The following is a 14,281-nucleotide window of genomic DNA, read 5'->3' on the forward strand; positions in this document are numbered from 1 at the left end:
CGGCGCGGGTTATTTTCTCGCGATACTTGTATGTCAGATTCTCCCGAGACTATGTTTTCACGCTCAGGCGGCTTCATCGACCCGAACCAGATGGCCTGCCGTCACTTCCCGGTATCGGCGCGGCGGCGCGACGTAGCCAACCGGGCGAACGGGGCTCTTGAGCTCGTCGGTTCCGAGGTTGCGCTTGATGCCGCGACGTGAGGGGTCGGGCACCGGCACGGCTGCCATCAGCTTCTTCGTGTAGGCGTGCTGCGGGTTGCTGAACAGTTCAGCGCGCGGGCCGATCTCGACGATTTCGCCAAGATACATCACCGCGACCCGATGGCTGACGCGCTCGACCACGGCCATGTCGTGGGAAATGAACAGGAAAGCGAGGTTGAGGCTTTGCTGCAGGTCCATCAGCAGATTGCAGACCTGTGCCTTGATCGAGACATCGAGGGCCGAGACGCTTTCGTCGGCGACGATCACCTTCGGATCGAGCGCGAGCGCGCGGGCGATGCAGATGCGCTGGCGCTGACCGCCGGAGAATTCGTGCGGATATCGTTTCATCATGTCGGGTTTCAGTCCGACGCGTTCGAGAAGATCGGCGGCCTTGTCGCGGGCCTGGGCGCCGGTGCCGAGGCCGTGTTCGGTGATGGGTTCGGCGACTGCGGCGCCGACGGTCATGCGCGGGTTGAGGCTGGCGAAGGGATCCTGAAAGATCATCTGGATGCTGCGGCGCATCCGTCTGAGACTGACCGCGTCAAGGCTCAGCACGTCATACCCGTCGAGGCTGACGCTGCCGCCGTTCGGCTGGACGAGGCGGGTGACCGTGCGGCCGGTGGTCGACTTGCCGCAGCCGGATTCGCCGACGAGCGACAGCGTCTCGCCCTGGAAGAGATCGAAGGAGACGTCCTCGACCGCATGGATCGCGCCCGTCTTGCGGCCGAGCAGGCCGCCGCGGATATCGAAACGGGTCACAAGGTTCTTGACTTCGAGGATCGGCGTCCGGCGCCGGTCGACAGTATCGGCCACTTCGACCGGCTCGCGGCGTTCGCCGGTCGTGGTATCGATGACGGGGAAACGCAGCGGCCATTTCCGGTCGGCCATCGAGCCGAGGCGCGGCACGGCCGAGAGCAGTGCGCGGGTATAGGGATGTCTGCCGCGATGGAAGATGTCGTCGGTCGTGCCGGTTTCCACCGCTTCGCCGCGATACATGACGATGGTGCGGTCAGCAATTTCGGCAACGACGCCCATGTCGTGGGTGATGAAGAGAACGGACATGCCCTCTTCTTCCTGCAGCATCTTGATCAGGTCGAGAATCTGGCCCTGGATCGTCACGTCGAGCGCCGTCGTCGGTTCGTCGGCGATCAGCAGTTTCGGCCGGCTGGCGAGCGCCATGGCGATCATTACGCGCTGGCGCATGCCGCCCGAGAACTGGTGCGGATATTCGTCGAAGCGCGAAGCGGCGTTGGGGATGCGGACCTTTTCCAGCAGCCGCACGGTCTCGGCCCGCGCCTCGGCCTTGCCGATCTCGCCGTGGCAGGTGAGCGCTTCGGAGATCTGGCGGCCGATGGTGAAAATCGGGTTGAGGGATGTCATCGGCTCCTGGAAGATCATTGCGGCGTCGTTGCCGCGCACCCGGCGCATCTCCCTTTCCGGAAGGCTGAGAACATCCTTGCCATTCAAGGTGATGGCACCATCGATGCGGCTCGATCCGTTGGCGAGCAACCGCATGATCGAAAGGGAGGTGACGCTCTTGCCCGATCCGCTTTCGCCGACGATTGCCACGGTCTCGCCAGGCATGACATCGAAGGAGACGTCGCGCACCACCGGCTTCCAGTCGCCATCGACGAGGAAGGAGGTCGTCAGGTTCCGGACGGAGAGAACAGGAGAGGCGGGGGCCGAAGAAACATCATTCATGTCGTTCCCTTTGTGTTATCGAATTCACGTCTTCAAAGGCGTGGCGAAAGAGGCGGAAGGCCTGCCTGCCGCTATGCGAGCCGCTTCCAGCGTCGCGATCTTTTCATCGATCTCGCGCCTGTCGGGCATGCCGTTCGGATTTTGCCGCGTCGCCATCGTCTCCGCGACATGCAGGTAACGTTCACCCGCCACGGTTTGGAGGCGGACAAGTTCGGCGAGCGGATCGGGATGATCGTCGGCGCGGATACTCAGCCAAGGATAATCCTGATCGCGATGGACGACGAGGGCGGCGGACTGTCTGCCGCGCTTGTCACCGCCGGCATCCTCGCCTGCCTGCATCGCAAACAGCAGGCGTTCGGCCAACGGCTTGTCCATTGCCTTGTTATAGGTGGCAAGCGTTTCGGTGATGACCTCGGGACCCGCAAGCATGTTGCCGGCGACCGAGACGTTTTCGTCGATCAGATGCCCCGCCCAGTCGATGCATGCGGCGCCGGTGAAGGCGGCGTTGCGCCCCTTTGCATCGATGAGGTGCAGCTGCCGCTGATTGCGGCCGGCGTCACGCGCGGTCAGCTCGGCGATGATTTCCTTCGGCGCTTTGCCCGCGGCCAGTAGCGACAGGCCGTCGACGCCGTAAAGCGGGCTGACGAAGGCCTGCGTGGCGACGGCACCGATGCTGCCGCGAATATGCGGCACAAGGGCGCCGACGGCGAAGAAGCGGCTCGCGACGGCGATGCCGAGATAACCAGTCAAGGGATCACGGGCGACGATCGACCAGGTCATGGCTATCTCCCGATCGCATAAGCCTGCATCAGGCGCGGGGTGGCTGCGGCGCGCAACAGTCCGTCGGCATCGCGTCTCGCAGCGGTCAGCCGGCCGACCGTCCAGGGATCGGCGACCGTCAGCTTGTGGCCCTTGCGGCGCAAGGCATCGAGGACATCGGGGCCGAAATTCGCCTCCGCCATCAGGCTGCCGGGTTCGCGGGTGCGCGGATAGAAGGAGGCCGGAAAATGCGAGGTGTGGAACAGCGGCTGGTCGATCGCCGCCTGCAGGTTCAACCTGTGATGGGCATAACGCAGGAAGAAGGAGAGCTGCCACTGCTCTTGCTGGTCGCCGCCCGGTGTGCCGAAGGCCAGCGTCGGGCGGCCGTCGTAGAGGCCGAGCGAAGGCGTCAGCGTCGTGCGCGGCCGTTTGCCGGGGGCAAGCGACGTCGGCAGGCCTGGTTTCAGCCAGAACATCTGGGCGCGGGAATTGAGGCAGAAGCCAAGGCCGGGCACGGTCGGCGAGGATTGCAGCCAGCCGCCTGATGGCGTGACGGAAACCATGTTGCCGTCGCGGTCGATGACGTCGATATGCACCGTGTCGCCGCGCTTTTCGGAAAGATGCGCCATGGTCGGCTCGTAGACGGCGCCGGTCTTCGAATCCGCACCGAGCATCGTCATCGTCAGATCATGCTGCGCCTCGAAGCCAGGAACGATGCCGGCGCGAAGATCGAAGGAGGCGTCCGCGCCGATAAGCTTGCGGCGCTCGGCGGCATAGGCCTCCGACAGCAGATGCGTGACAGGGATCTCCGAAAAATCAGGATCGCCGTAATAGACTTCGCGGTCGGCGAAGGCGAGCTTCATCGCCTCGACGACGGTATGGACGAAATCGGCGCCAATGGAGTCCATTGCGCCGAGATCAAAGCCTTTGAGGATCGACAGGGTCTGCAGGAAGACCGGACCCTGGCCCCAGGGGCCGATCTTGGCGATGGTCCAGCCATGATAATCATAGGTCAGCGGCTCCTCGATCGTTGCCGACCAGTTTGCCATGTCGCTGGCAGTCAAAACGCCCTTGTGACGGTTGCCGCTCGCATCCATCACCTCGGCGGTCTTCAGATAGTCGTCGATCGTCTCGGCGACGAAGCCGCGATAGAAGGCGTCGCGGGCCGCCTGCACTTGCGCTTCCCTGCCGCTTTTCGCCTCGGCCTCGTCGATGATACGTTTCCAGGTTTCGGCAAGCACCGGATTCCTGAAATTCGCATGCGCTTGGGGCGCGCTGCCGCCCGGCAGCCAGGTCTCGTAGGAGGTCGGCCATTCCTTCTCGAAGAAGGCGGCGAGCCCTTGGATGGTGGCGGAGACGCGCGGCAGCATCGGATGGCCGTGCTCGGCGTAATAAATCGCCGGTTCCAGCACATCGCGCACGCTCATCGAGCCGTAGTCGCGCAGCATCAGCATCCAGCCATCGAAGGAGCCGGGGATGACGGTCGCAAGCAGCCCGTCGCCGGGGATCAGGCTCAGGCCTTCCGCCGTATAATGTTCGATCGTTGCGCCGGCGGGGGCAGGTCCTTGCGCGCAGATGACCTCGACCTTGTCCTTCTTCTTCGAATAGATCACCGCCGGCAGGTCGCCGCCCGGACCGCAAAGATGCGGCTCGACGATCTGCAGCACGAAACCTGTCGCTACCGCCGCATCGAAGGCGTTGCCGCCCTTTTCGAGAATGCTCATGCCGACGGCCGAGGCGATCCAGTGCGTCGAGGTGACGACGCCGAAGGTGCCGAGGATCTCGGGACGGGTCGTGAATGCGGTCATGTCAAATGTCCTTTCGAGAAATCATGCTTCGCGCGGATCGAGCGCATCGCGCAGGCCGTCGCCTAAGAGATTGAAACCGATAACGACGAGGAAGATCGCGGCTCCCGGCCACATCGCCATCCAAGGCGCCTGGGAGAGGAAATTCTTGGCGACGTTCAGCATCGAGCCCCAGCTCGGCGCCGGCGGTTGCTGTCCGAGGCCGAGAAAGGAGAGGCTCGCTTCGGCGATGATCGCGGTGGCGATGGTCAACGTCGCCTGCACGAGGATCGGCGCGAAGACGTTCGGCAGGATATAGCGGGTGATGATGCTCGAGGATCGCAGGCCGATCGAGCGGGCGCCCTCGACATATTCCTCAGTCTTGACCGAAAGCACCTGGCCGCGCGTCAGCCGCACGAAGACCGGCATGGCCGAAAGACCGATCGCAATCATCGCATTGGTCAGGCTCGGACCGAGAAAGGCTGCAAGCGCGATCGCGGTGATGAGGAAAGGCATGGCCAGAAAGGCTTCGGTGATGCGGGAGATCACCATGTCGATCCAGCCGCCGAAATACCCGGAGACGAGGCCGAAGGGCACGCCGATGACAACGGCGATCGCCACCGAGAAGACGCCTGCCATCAGCGAAGCCTGCGCGCCCCAGATCATCCGGGAAAGAATGTCGCGGCCGATGTCGTCGGTGCCAAGCCAATGGGCGGCGGAGGGGGCTTTGCGGATCGCCGACCAGCTTGTGGCGTTCGGATCGGGAATCGGAAGAAGGGGGGCGGCAACCGCGAGGATGGCGAAGAAGACGATGATCGCAAGGCCGACGAGGGCGCCCTTGTTGGCCTTCAGCTTGTGCCAGGCGCGGCTCGGCGTGCGGTCGACCGCAGCGGGAATGCCGGTCTCTCCGATCGCGGTCATAGAGCGGCCCTCATGCGCGGATTGAGCAGGACGTAGAGGATGTCGGCCAGGAGGTTCATCAGGATGAAGCCGATCGCGGTGCAGATCACCACGCCCTGGACGACGGCGTAGTCGCGGTTGAAGACGGCGTCGACGATGAGCTTTCCAAAACCCGGAATGGTGAAGATCTGTTCTGTCAACACGGCGCCGGCGAGCAGTTCGCCGAAGAGCAGGGCGGTCAGCGTCACGATCGGCAACACCGCATTGCGGAAGCTGTGTTCGAGCACGACGGTGCTTTCCGGCAGTCCCTTGGCGCGGGCGGTGCGGATGTAGTCGGCGCTCAGCACACTGAGCATTGCCGAGCGGGTATGCCGCATCAGGGTCGCAGCCAGCGCGTTGCCGAGCACGAAGGAAGGCATCAGCATCGTTTCCAGCGACCGCAGTGGGTTGCTGAAGAAGGGTTCGTAGCCGGATGCCGGCAACCAGCCGAGATTGACCGAAACCAGCAGGATCAGCATGATGCCCAGCCAGAAATTCGGGATCGACAGGCCTGTCAGCGCGATGATGTTGGCGACATAGTCGATCATCGAGTTCTTCTTGACGGCCGCCAGGATGCCCATCGGCACGCCGATGACAAAGGCGAAGATCATCGACATGATGGCAAGCTGGATGGTGACCGGCAGCTTGTCGCCAATGAGCTGCAGAACGGGCTGGTTGGTGCGCAGCGAAATGCCGAGATCACCCTGAAGGGCGGCGCCCAGCCAGCGGACATATTGATAGGGCACGGGATCGTTCAGCCGGTATTTCTCGCGCAGGAATTCGAGAACCTGCGGGTCGCGTTCCTCGCCGGCCATGGCGAGGATCGGATCGCCGGGCAGCAGCTTCTGCAGGGAGAAGACGAAGATCGAAATGATCAAAAGCGTCGGTATGGCGACCAAGAGCCGTTTGGCGATGTAGGTATACATGGGCGATCCTGACGCGATCAAAGCATGTCGCGCAAAAGTGTGCAGCGGTTTTGCGATAACAACATGCGTAAAACAAAAAGCTAAAGCGCGTGAAGCGTATCTGAAAAGTTGCGACGCGCTTTAGAATCATGCGGCGGGGGTTTCCGCCGCATGATTTGCTTATGATCAGCCGGCTTTCTTGACGCCGACGAGGCGGATCATGCCATCCGGCGACGGGATGAAGCCGGTGATGTTCTTGTGCAGCGCCCAGATCCAGGACTGATGGCCGAGATAGATGATCGGCAGATCATCGTTGAGGATGACGGCAGCGGCATCATACTTCTGCTTGCGCACGGCATCGTCGGTCGAGGCGCGGGCTTCGTTCAGCAGCTTGTCCACTTCGGGATTGCAGTATTTCGTGTCGTTGATGCCGCCCTTGCAGGTGATGAACTGATGGATGTTGCCATCGGGATCGACGCGACCGGACCAGTCGGAACGGCTGAGCTGATAGTTGCCGGCGGTCTGCTCGCTCAGCAACGTCGCGAATTCCGTCGATTTCAGGCTGACGTCGAAGCCGGCTTCGCCGACCATCGACTGGATGATCTGCATCATCTGCATGGCGACGGGATTGTTCGGGATCTGCAGTTCGATCGGCACGCGGTCGAAGCCGGCTTCCTTGATCAGCGCCTTGGCCTTGTCGAGATCGCGGGCGGGGACGGGAATATCCTTATCGAACCACGGGCTGCTCGGCGGGAAGGGCTGGTTGCCGGAGACCGCTGTGCCTTCATAGACGATCTGGTTGACGGCATCGCGGTCGATCGCCAGCGAGAAGGCCTGGCGCAGGCGCTTGTCCTTGCCGAAAAGATTGTCGGCACGCGCACCATTGCCGATATTGGAATAGAGCGCCATGTAGCCGGTGCCGACGGCGTCGGCATAGACGAGGCTCGAATCCGCCTTCACCGCCTCAGCGTCGGTCGCGGCCAGGCGCTCGATCATGTCGAGATCGCCGGACCGCAGGTTGGCGAGGCGCACCGTCGTATCCGGGATCGGCAGATAGGTCAGCTTGTCGACAAAGATCTTGTCCTTATTCCAGTAGTCCTGGAACTTCTCGAGCACGATGCGGTCCTGCTGGACGCGCTCGACGAACTTGAACGGACCGGCGCAGACCGGGTGATCGCCGAACTTGGCGCCGAGTTCCTTGGCGGCCTTCGGCGAGACGATCATGCCGGCGCGGTCGGAAAGCTGGGCAAGAAGGGTAACGTCAGGCGCCTTGAGGGTGAACTTGACCTCGTATTCGCTTGTCGCCTCGACCTTTGCGACCGAGCTGAGCTCGCTCTTGCGGCGCGATTCCGGCAGGGTGATGTTGCGCTCGATGGTGGCGGCTACGGCTTCGGCGTTGAAAGGAGTCTCGTCATGGAACTTGACGCCTTGACGCAGCTTCATGGTGAGCTCCTTGCCGTCGGCCGACCAGCTCCATTCGGTGGCAAGCTGCGGCACGATCTTCAGATCCGGCGAGACGTCGACGAGCTTGTCACACATTGCATTATAAACGATGCGGCCGACGAAGGTGCGCGACTGGGCGGGATCGAGCACGTCGGCATCGTCTTGCAGGCCGATCTTCAGGTCGACGGCGAAGGCAGGAAGGGCAAACAAAGCGCCGGCAACGGTGGCGGTCAGCAATTTGGCGATCTTCATTCCATTCTCCTCTGTTCTTGTGTTTGGTTTTTGCTTCCATTCCGGCGGTTATGGCCCGCCTGTGTTTTTTCTCCCACTTGCCTCCCTACTCAGGCCGGGGTCTTGTCGGCCTCCGTCTCGCTGCGATCGAGCGAGGTGATGCGGATGAGGCTTTCCTGCAGCGTCAGCAGATGCTGGCGCATCGCTTCGCCCGCCCTGGCAGGATCACGAGCGGCGATCGCATCGACGATTGCCGTGTGCTGGTTAAAGGTGACGGGCCGCGTCCGGCTGGCGCTGCGGGCGCGCTCACGGATCGTCTGCCAGGCCTCGTCCTGGCGCACCCGGTTGATGACGTCGAAGATGGTGAGGAAGAAACCGTTGCCGGCGCATTGGGCGATCTGGCGGTGCAGCGCCCCGTCCCAAAGTTCGCGCCCGTCGGCATCGGTGCTTTCGTAGATCTTCTTCACCAGATCATACATGCGCTCGATATCGGCGGCCTTGGCGCGCATGGCGGCAAGCTGGGCGAGCTGCGGCTCGATGCGCAGGCGCACTTCCATGACTTCCATGAGATCGGTGCCGGCAACGATCGAGCCGACATGATCGCTCCAGCCGTCGGGGCGCGGGCCGGCATAGGTGCCGGAGCCTTGGCGGCGCCAGATGCGGCCCTCGGCCTCCAGCACTTCGAGGGCGCGACGGACGGCACGGCGGCCGACGCCAAGCATTTCCGAAAGGGTGCGCTCGGTCGGCAGCTTGCCGTCGGTGTCGAGACTGTCGGACCGCAGGAGAGCCCTCAGCCTCTCCAGCGCATAATTCGAATTGCCCTGCGTTTCATCCATCGGCATTCGCTAAATGGTCCGTACCAATTTTCTATTGGTTCAGTGCAAACCAAATCGTGCCGAGCGTCAAGCGCTTTTTTGGGCAAATTCAAATCTGCTCGTTTTTTGCTCAGTTCCCGCCACTGCCGCGTTACGGGAAAACAGTCGATCGCAGCGATAGGGCGGCGCGATCGACAATGTTTTTCAGAAAAACGCAATTGGTTCGGGTGAAGCTCAGGCTGGCGTCGAGCGTGCGGAGAGAAAGACCTGCGGCTCGAAGGCAAAATCCTTGTCGAAGGGGTAGGTCGGATGCTGCTTGCGCAGCCGCGGCAGGCGCTCGACGAACTGGTCGACGACGCCTGTCGACAGCGCCATCAGGTTCGGATTGGCAATCATCGCCAATTCCGGCGAGAGATAGCCCGATTTGACGACGATGATCTTTGCCCGGTGCGGGTCGAGGCCGAGCCGCGTGAAATCAACGATATTGTGATAGGGCCGGCGCTTGGCGGAGAGCACCAGATCAAGACCACCGATCGAAACCACTGCCTGGCGATCGGCGGGATCTGACGTTTCGTGCAGGAACCTGACCGAGAAGCGGGCGACGACCGGCTTGCTGCTCTTGGTATCGAGCGAGGCGCCGACGCTGAGCTCCAGTTCCGAGCCGATGCCTGCGGCATAACAGGCCTCGGTCGCAGCCTTGTCGGCGATGCCGGCAAAGACGACGCCGGTGGCGTCCCTGGCGATCAGTTCGGCCAATATATCGGCCCGGTCCCCGACACCGCCGCCGGTCGGATTGTCGCCGGATTCGGCAAGCACCACTGGCGCGGTCGGGCTGGCGATCGCCCTGGCGACGCATTCCTCGACCGAGCCAGTCTCGCAGCCGAAGACGAAGTCTTCGCGCGCATCCCAATAGGCCTTGGCGAGACGTTTGGCCTCGCGTTCCAACACGGCGCGGTCGGTGCCGGTCATGATGGCGGCAGCCGTGGCCCGCGGTTCGTCTGCCCAGACATAGCCGACCATCAGCGACGCATCCCAGACACCATCAATCGCATCGATTTCGGGCAGCATGGCATAGAGGCTCTTAGCCGGCTCATCGACGGTGCTCGTACGTTCGCCCGGCAACACGACCGGGATCGGCGCCCAGAGAACAACCGACTTCACGCCTGTTTTCAGGCTCTTGACCAGCATGGCGACCGAGCGGCGCATCGTCTCCTCGACATCGATATGCGGCGCCGTGCGATAGGTGGAATAAATATCGAGCGCATCGATGATGCGCTGGGTGACATTGCCGTGCAGGTCGTAGCTTGCCGAAACGGTACATTCCTCGCCGACCAGCGCGCGGGCGGCACAGATCCAGTCGCCTTCGGCATCCTCCATGCCGTCCACATACATGGCGCCGTGCATGGCGAGGTAGAGGCCATCGAGCGGCAGCAGCGGCTTCAACCGCTCGAGGAATTCTGCCTTGAACGCCTCATAGCTGGCACGCGAAACCGGCCCGCCGGCAATAGCCCGGGCATGGATCGTCGGCAGGAACGCGGCATCATAATCCTTCAGAAAGGCGAAATAGGGCGATTCCAGCAACTCCTCGCCGCGCAGCACCCGAAAGTCCTTCTCCTCGTTCAGCACGGGATTGTATGTGCTGCACTCTATATGAATGCCACCGACCGCAATGCGCATGGGAAAACCTCGGCTGATACTGAAAACATTAAAGAAGGCAGGGACGGAGACGAGCTGAAGACGGAAGGTGGCGACCCAGAGCCAGCCACCCTTATCCGATCCTGATGATAGTTCGCAAAGCGCGGCGATCAACCGCAAATATGGCAAGCTTTGCTCCGACCGGTTCTAAGATTGGTGAGCCGCAATGCGATCATGCGAGACACTTTCCGATGAACTGTCTCTGAAACCTATTTGCTTGAACGAGCGTCGAGGTTCGCTCGCTAAGCGCAAAAGCGACGCGACGTGCAAGATCGATCCCGGCCTCCGGCACTGGTCCTCGATCAACGATAGAGATCGCTCGCCCGTTGCTGGCGGAAACTATCGCCGTGCCCCGAATCGCATTGTGAAGAGTTCAGGCGTCGCGAAGCGAACTCGCCTACCAGAAATCAGGCCTGCCAGAGCCGGCATGGACAAGGACCAGTATGGCGGAGAGGGTGGGATTTGAACCCACGATACCCTTGCAGGTATGCCGCATTTCGAGTGCGGTGCATTCGACCACTCTGCCACCTCTCCGCGGTCAGGTCGGCGCTTGTTCGGCGCGGGCGTTCTCATAACGACCATATGACAGGTTGGCAAGCTGAAATATCGAGCTTTTCCATCCTTTTGCCTTGACACCTTTCTGTCACTCGCGTATCCCGCATCCGCAATAGGAGTGGAGTAATCCGCCCCTTGCCTGCCTCGCGCTTGCGCGGGGTTTCACCGGCAGACCAGAATTCCGGGCTAGCTCCCTGAAATCCCTGCTTAACCTAGACTGATAAAAAGACGGCCACCTGCTTCGATAGCGGGGAGCGCCGGAACGAACATGAAAGGATAAAAAATGTTCGCAGTCATCAAGACCGGCGGTAAGCAGTACCGTGTGGCAGCCAACGACGTGCTGACCATCGAGAAGCTTGAAGCATCCGCTGGCGACTCCATTGAATTCACCGAAGTGCTCGTGATCGGCGAAGGCGCCGACGCTGCGATCGGTGCGCCCTTCGTAGCCGGCGCCTCTGTCAAGGCAGAAGTCGTCGAACAGAACCGCGGCAAGAAGGTCATCGCCTTCAAGAAGCGCCGCCGTCAGAATTCGAAGCGTTCGCGCGGCCATCGTCAGCATCACACGGTCGTCCGTATCACGGACATCGTGGCTGCCAAGTAAGATCAACGGGACAAGGTTTAAAGGAGAACTCCAATGGCACACAAAAAAGCTGGCGGTTCCTCGCGCAACGGTCGCGATTCCGAATCCAAGCGCCTTGGCGTGAAGAAGTTCGGCGGCGAAGCCGTCATCGCAGGCAACATCCTCGTGCGTCAGCGCGGTACGCAGTGGCATCCGGGTTCCAACGTCGGCCTCGGCAAGGATCACACGATTTTTGCGCTTATCGCCGGCAATGTGAACTACCGAACGAAGGCCAACGGTCGCGTCTACGTGTCTGTCATGCCGAAAGCGGAAGCAGCGGAATAAGCCGGTAGCGCTCAAAAACAGCCGGCGTCTCATCGACCCGGCTGGCCGTACCAGGTTCAGTCCAGAAAACAGGGGAGATGGGGCGCCATCTCCCCTTTTTCTTTGTCCAAACAGGAGGACTGAACATGCAAGGCGAATTGTTGAGGGCAGACCAATCACGGTCTCCCCGGGAAGACCAGCGGTCTCCCATAGAACGGCTGAGGCCGGAACGGTTAAGGACCGATTGCCCTGTCTTGTTATCGGAAAGGCTCGTCATGCGCGCGCCCCACGAAGAAGACATCGACGCCCTTGCCCATCTCGCCAACAACGCCAAAGTCGCCACCATGGTATCGCGTATGCCGCACCCCTATACCGCCAATGATGCCGCCGACTTTGTCTGGCGTACGCGAAATGGCGAGATTGGCAAGTGCGTCTATGCCATCACCAAAGCCGAAAACGGCGCCTTTATCGGTTGCTGCGGGGTGGAACCGCATACCGACGGCAAGACCGTCGAGATCGGTTACTGGCTGGGTGAGCCCTATTGGAACCAGGGTTATACGACCGAGGCCTGCCATGCCCTGGTCGATATGGTGTTCAGGACCCGTCAGGACGTCGACCAGATCGACGCCCGCTGCCGGGTGATGAACGTCGCCTCCCGGCGCGTCATCCAGAAGTGCGGCTTCCAGTTTCAGGGCTCGGGGCTTGCCGCCTCGCTGGCGCTCGGCAGCAACGTGCCTGTGGAATGGTACAGGCTCGACCGCAAGACCTGGATATCGCTGAGAAGCTGGGGGAATATCGCATGAGCACGACCGCGCTGCAGAGACCGGACACCAGGCCGATGATGCCCGGCCCCGTTCCTGTCATCTCGACATCACGGCTGACGCTCCGCCCCCACAGGCTGAGCGATGCGCCGGCGATCGCGGAATCGCTTTCCGATTTCGCGGTCACGCGCATGCTGTCCCGCGTTCCCGCGCCGTTCGACCGGCAGGATGCGCTGGACTGGCTGATGCCGGTCACCTCGGGCACCCTGCCCGACTGGCCGCTCGCGATCACCGGTCAGGACGATGTTCATATCGGCAACGTCTCGATCGAGCTGCGCCACGGCCGCTGGCACCTCGGCTACTGGCTGAACCGCTACTACTGGCGGCGCGGCTATATGAGCGAGGCGGTGGCGGCGGTCATCGAGCGCTTCTCGCGCCGCATGCCGGAGACACCGATCCATTCCGGCGTCTTCGCCGACAATCCGGCGTCGCTCAGACTGCAGGAGAAGCTCGGTTTCCGCATGACGGGCTGCGGCGAAATCTATTGTTTCGCCCGCAACACCATGGTGTCGCACATCGAAACCGTGTTGCAGCCGGGCATGCTGCAGCCGCGGAAGGTTGCCTGACGGAGCATGATGCCGAAAAGTGTGAGCGGTTTTCGGACAACATCATGCTCTCATAGCTATCAAGAAAGGAGACGCCGCCACCGGCGGCGTCTCCGTCAAGCGCCGATCTCGACCCAGAGCGGGAAATGATCGGAGCCGACGGATTGCGTGTCGATCCGGGCGGATTTCAACCGGCTCACGAGGCCGCAACCGACGAAGCAATAATCGAGATGCATGCGTTTGCCGTGGTCTTCGGGATCCATCCAGCTGTAGCTCTCGGGGCGATAGGCTTCGAGCGCTGCAAAGGCATCGACCGGCGTGCCGATCCGGGCGACGCGGCCGTAATATCCGCCGGCAGCACCCGCAAGCGCGCAATATTCCGGCGATTCCGGCTCCATGTTGAAATCGCCCAGAATGACGTAATCCTCCGGCAGCGGCGGCTCCGGCAGATCGAATTCGGCCGCCCCCGTCAGCGACCCGCCCTCCTGGACGAAAGCATTGATGTGCGCGTTCAGGAATTGCAGCTGGCGGATGCGTTCGTCGGGAGAAACGTGGTCGAGATGGACGCAGTAGACCCGGATCGCGCCGCCGGGCGCTGTGATGACCGCCTCGGTCGCGCCGCGCTGCGGGTTGATCTTGCCGAGCGTGCGGCTGCGCGGCAGAAGCAGCGTCCGGGTCGAGACGATCGGCCAGCGCGACAGCACCATATTGCCGAAGTGAAAGCGCGTGCCCGGTGCCGGCGCGGGCTTGCCGTGATCAGCCTCGACATGCAGGTCGCAGGCCGGCCCATATACCCAGAAATGGTCGGGAAAGAGGGCGGCAATATCCGCGACCATGTCGGCAAAACCGTTGCGCGAGAAGCCGCGGGTCACCTCCTGCAGCGCGATGATGTCGGCGCCTTCGAGGCTCCGGGCGATGCGCGGGAGATCGTATCTGCCGTCGAGACCGAAGCCGTACTGTATGTTATAGCTCGCAAAATTCACGATAATCTTTGACCTCCGTCG

The 14,281-nt window shown here is 62.1% G+C and carries 13 protein-coding genes and 1 tRNA gene; 4 read left to right on the forward strand and 10 right to left on the reverse strand.

From position 1 onward, the window contains the following. Positions 1-63: 63 nt before the first annotated feature. The 9 genes from A7X77_RS16505 to A7X77_RS16545 all read right to left on the reverse strand — a co-directional run bounded on the left by A7X77_RS16505 (position 64) and on the right by A7X77_RS16545 (position 11,007). Positions 64-1,902, reverse strand: coding sequence for an ABC transporter ATP-binding protein (locus tag A7X77_RS16505; protein WP_064683928.1), 1,839 nt, complete (start codon positions 1,900-1,902; stop codon positions 64-66). A 24-nt stretch (positions 1,903-1,926) separates the two neighbouring features. Beyond that, positions 1,927-2,682: a DUF1028 domain-containing protein gene (locus tag A7X77_RS16510; protein WP_064683929.1), complete on the reverse strand. Its 756-nt coding sequence runs from the start codon at positions 2,680-2,682 to the stop codon at positions 1,927-1,929. 2 nt (positions 2,683-2,684) lie between these two features. After that, entirely contained in the window at positions 2,685-4,469 is a 1,785-nt protein-coding gene (locus tag A7X77_RS16515; protein WP_064683930.1) for a gamma-glutamyltransferase family protein, read from the reverse strand. A gap of 21 nt (positions 4,470-4,490) precedes the next feature. Continuing rightward, positions 4,491-5,366: an ABC transporter permease gene (locus tag A7X77_RS16520; RefSeq protein ID WP_064683931.1), complete on the reverse strand. Its 876-nt coding sequence runs from the start codon at positions 5,364-5,366 to the stop codon at positions 4,491-4,493. Then, positions 5,363-6,310, reverse strand: a complete 948-nt coding sequence (locus tag A7X77_RS16525; RefSeq protein ID WP_064683932.1) for an ABC transporter permease — start codon at positions 6,308-6,310, stop codon at positions 5,363-5,365. Before A7X77_RS16525 ends, A7X77_RS16520 begins: the two co-directional genes overlap by 4 nt. Positions 6,311-6,475: 165 nt before the next feature. Beyond that, positions 6,476-7,984 carry an ABC transporter substrate-binding protein gene (locus tag A7X77_RS16530; protein WP_064683933.1) on the reverse strand — a complete coding sequence of 503 codons (1,509 nt, stop codon included), beginning with the start codon at positions 7,982-7,984 and terminating at the stop codon, positions 6,476-6,478. Between the two features lie 89 nt (positions 7,985-8,073). After that, on the reverse strand, positions 8,074-8,805 hold the full coding sequence (locus A7X77_RS16535) for a FadR/GntR family transcriptional regulator (RefSeq protein ID WP_064683934.1): 732 nt from the start codon (positions 8,803-8,805) through the stop codon (positions 8,074-8,076). A 207-nt stretch (positions 8,806-9,012) separates the two neighbouring features. Further along, positions 9,013-10,455 (reverse strand): M81 family metallopeptidase, encoded by a 1,443-nt coding sequence (locus tag A7X77_RS16540; RefSeq protein WP_064683997.1) that lies wholly within the window; start codon positions 10,453-10,455, stop codon positions 9,013-9,015. Between the two features lie 462 nt (positions 10,456-10,917). Beyond that, positions 10,918-11,007 (reverse strand) — tRNA-Ser (locus tag A7X77_RS16545). 304 nt (positions 11,008-11,311) lie between these two features. Here A7X77_RS16545 and rplU point away from each other — a divergent pair. The 4 genes from rplU (at position 11,312) to A7X77_RS16565 (ending at position 13,298) form a co-directional block, all read left to right on the forward strand. Then, on the forward strand, positions 11,312-11,629 hold the full coding sequence (gene rplU, locus A7X77_RS16550; RefSeq protein WP_064683935.1) for a 50S ribosomal protein L21: 318 nt from the start codon (positions 11,312-11,314) through the stop codon (positions 11,627-11,629). Positions 11,630-11,662: 33 nt separating this feature from the next. Beyond that, entirely contained in the window at positions 11,663-11,932 is a 270-nt protein-coding gene (gene rpmA / locus A7X77_RS16555; RefSeq protein ID WP_064683936.1) for a 50S ribosomal protein L27, read from the forward strand. Between the two features lie 125 nt (positions 11,933-12,057). Continuing rightward, the gene (locus tag A7X77_RS16560; protein WP_064683937.1) at positions 12,058-12,714 is read left to right on the forward strand and encodes a GNAT family N-acetyltransferase; all 657 of its coding nucleotides are present in this window, start codon (positions 12,058-12,060) and stop codon (positions 12,712-12,714) included. After that, positions 12,711-13,298 carry a GNAT family N-acetyltransferase gene (locus tag A7X77_RS16565; RefSeq protein WP_064683938.1) on the forward strand — a complete coding sequence of 196 codons (588 nt, stop codon included), beginning with the start codon at positions 12,711-12,713 and terminating at the stop codon, positions 13,296-13,298. The genes A7X77_RS16560 and A7X77_RS16565 overlap by 4 nt, the downstream gene beginning before the upstream one ends. 95 nt (positions 13,299-13,393) lie before the next feature. Here the strand turns inward: A7X77_RS16565 and A7X77_RS16570 are convergent, their stop codons facing one another. Next, positions 13,394-14,260 carry an endonuclease/exonuclease/phosphatase family protein gene (locus A7X77_RS16570; protein WP_064683939.1) on the reverse strand — a complete coding sequence of 289 codons (867 nt, stop codon included), beginning with the start codon at positions 14,258-14,260 and terminating at the stop codon, positions 13,394-13,396. Positions 14,261-14,281: the final 21 nt, after the last annotated feature.

This window comes from Rhizobium bangladeshense (genome assembly GCF_001662075.1).
GTDB lineage: Bacteria > Pseudomonadota > Alphaproteobacteria > Rhizobiales > Rhizobiaceae > Rhizobium > Rhizobium bangladeshense_B.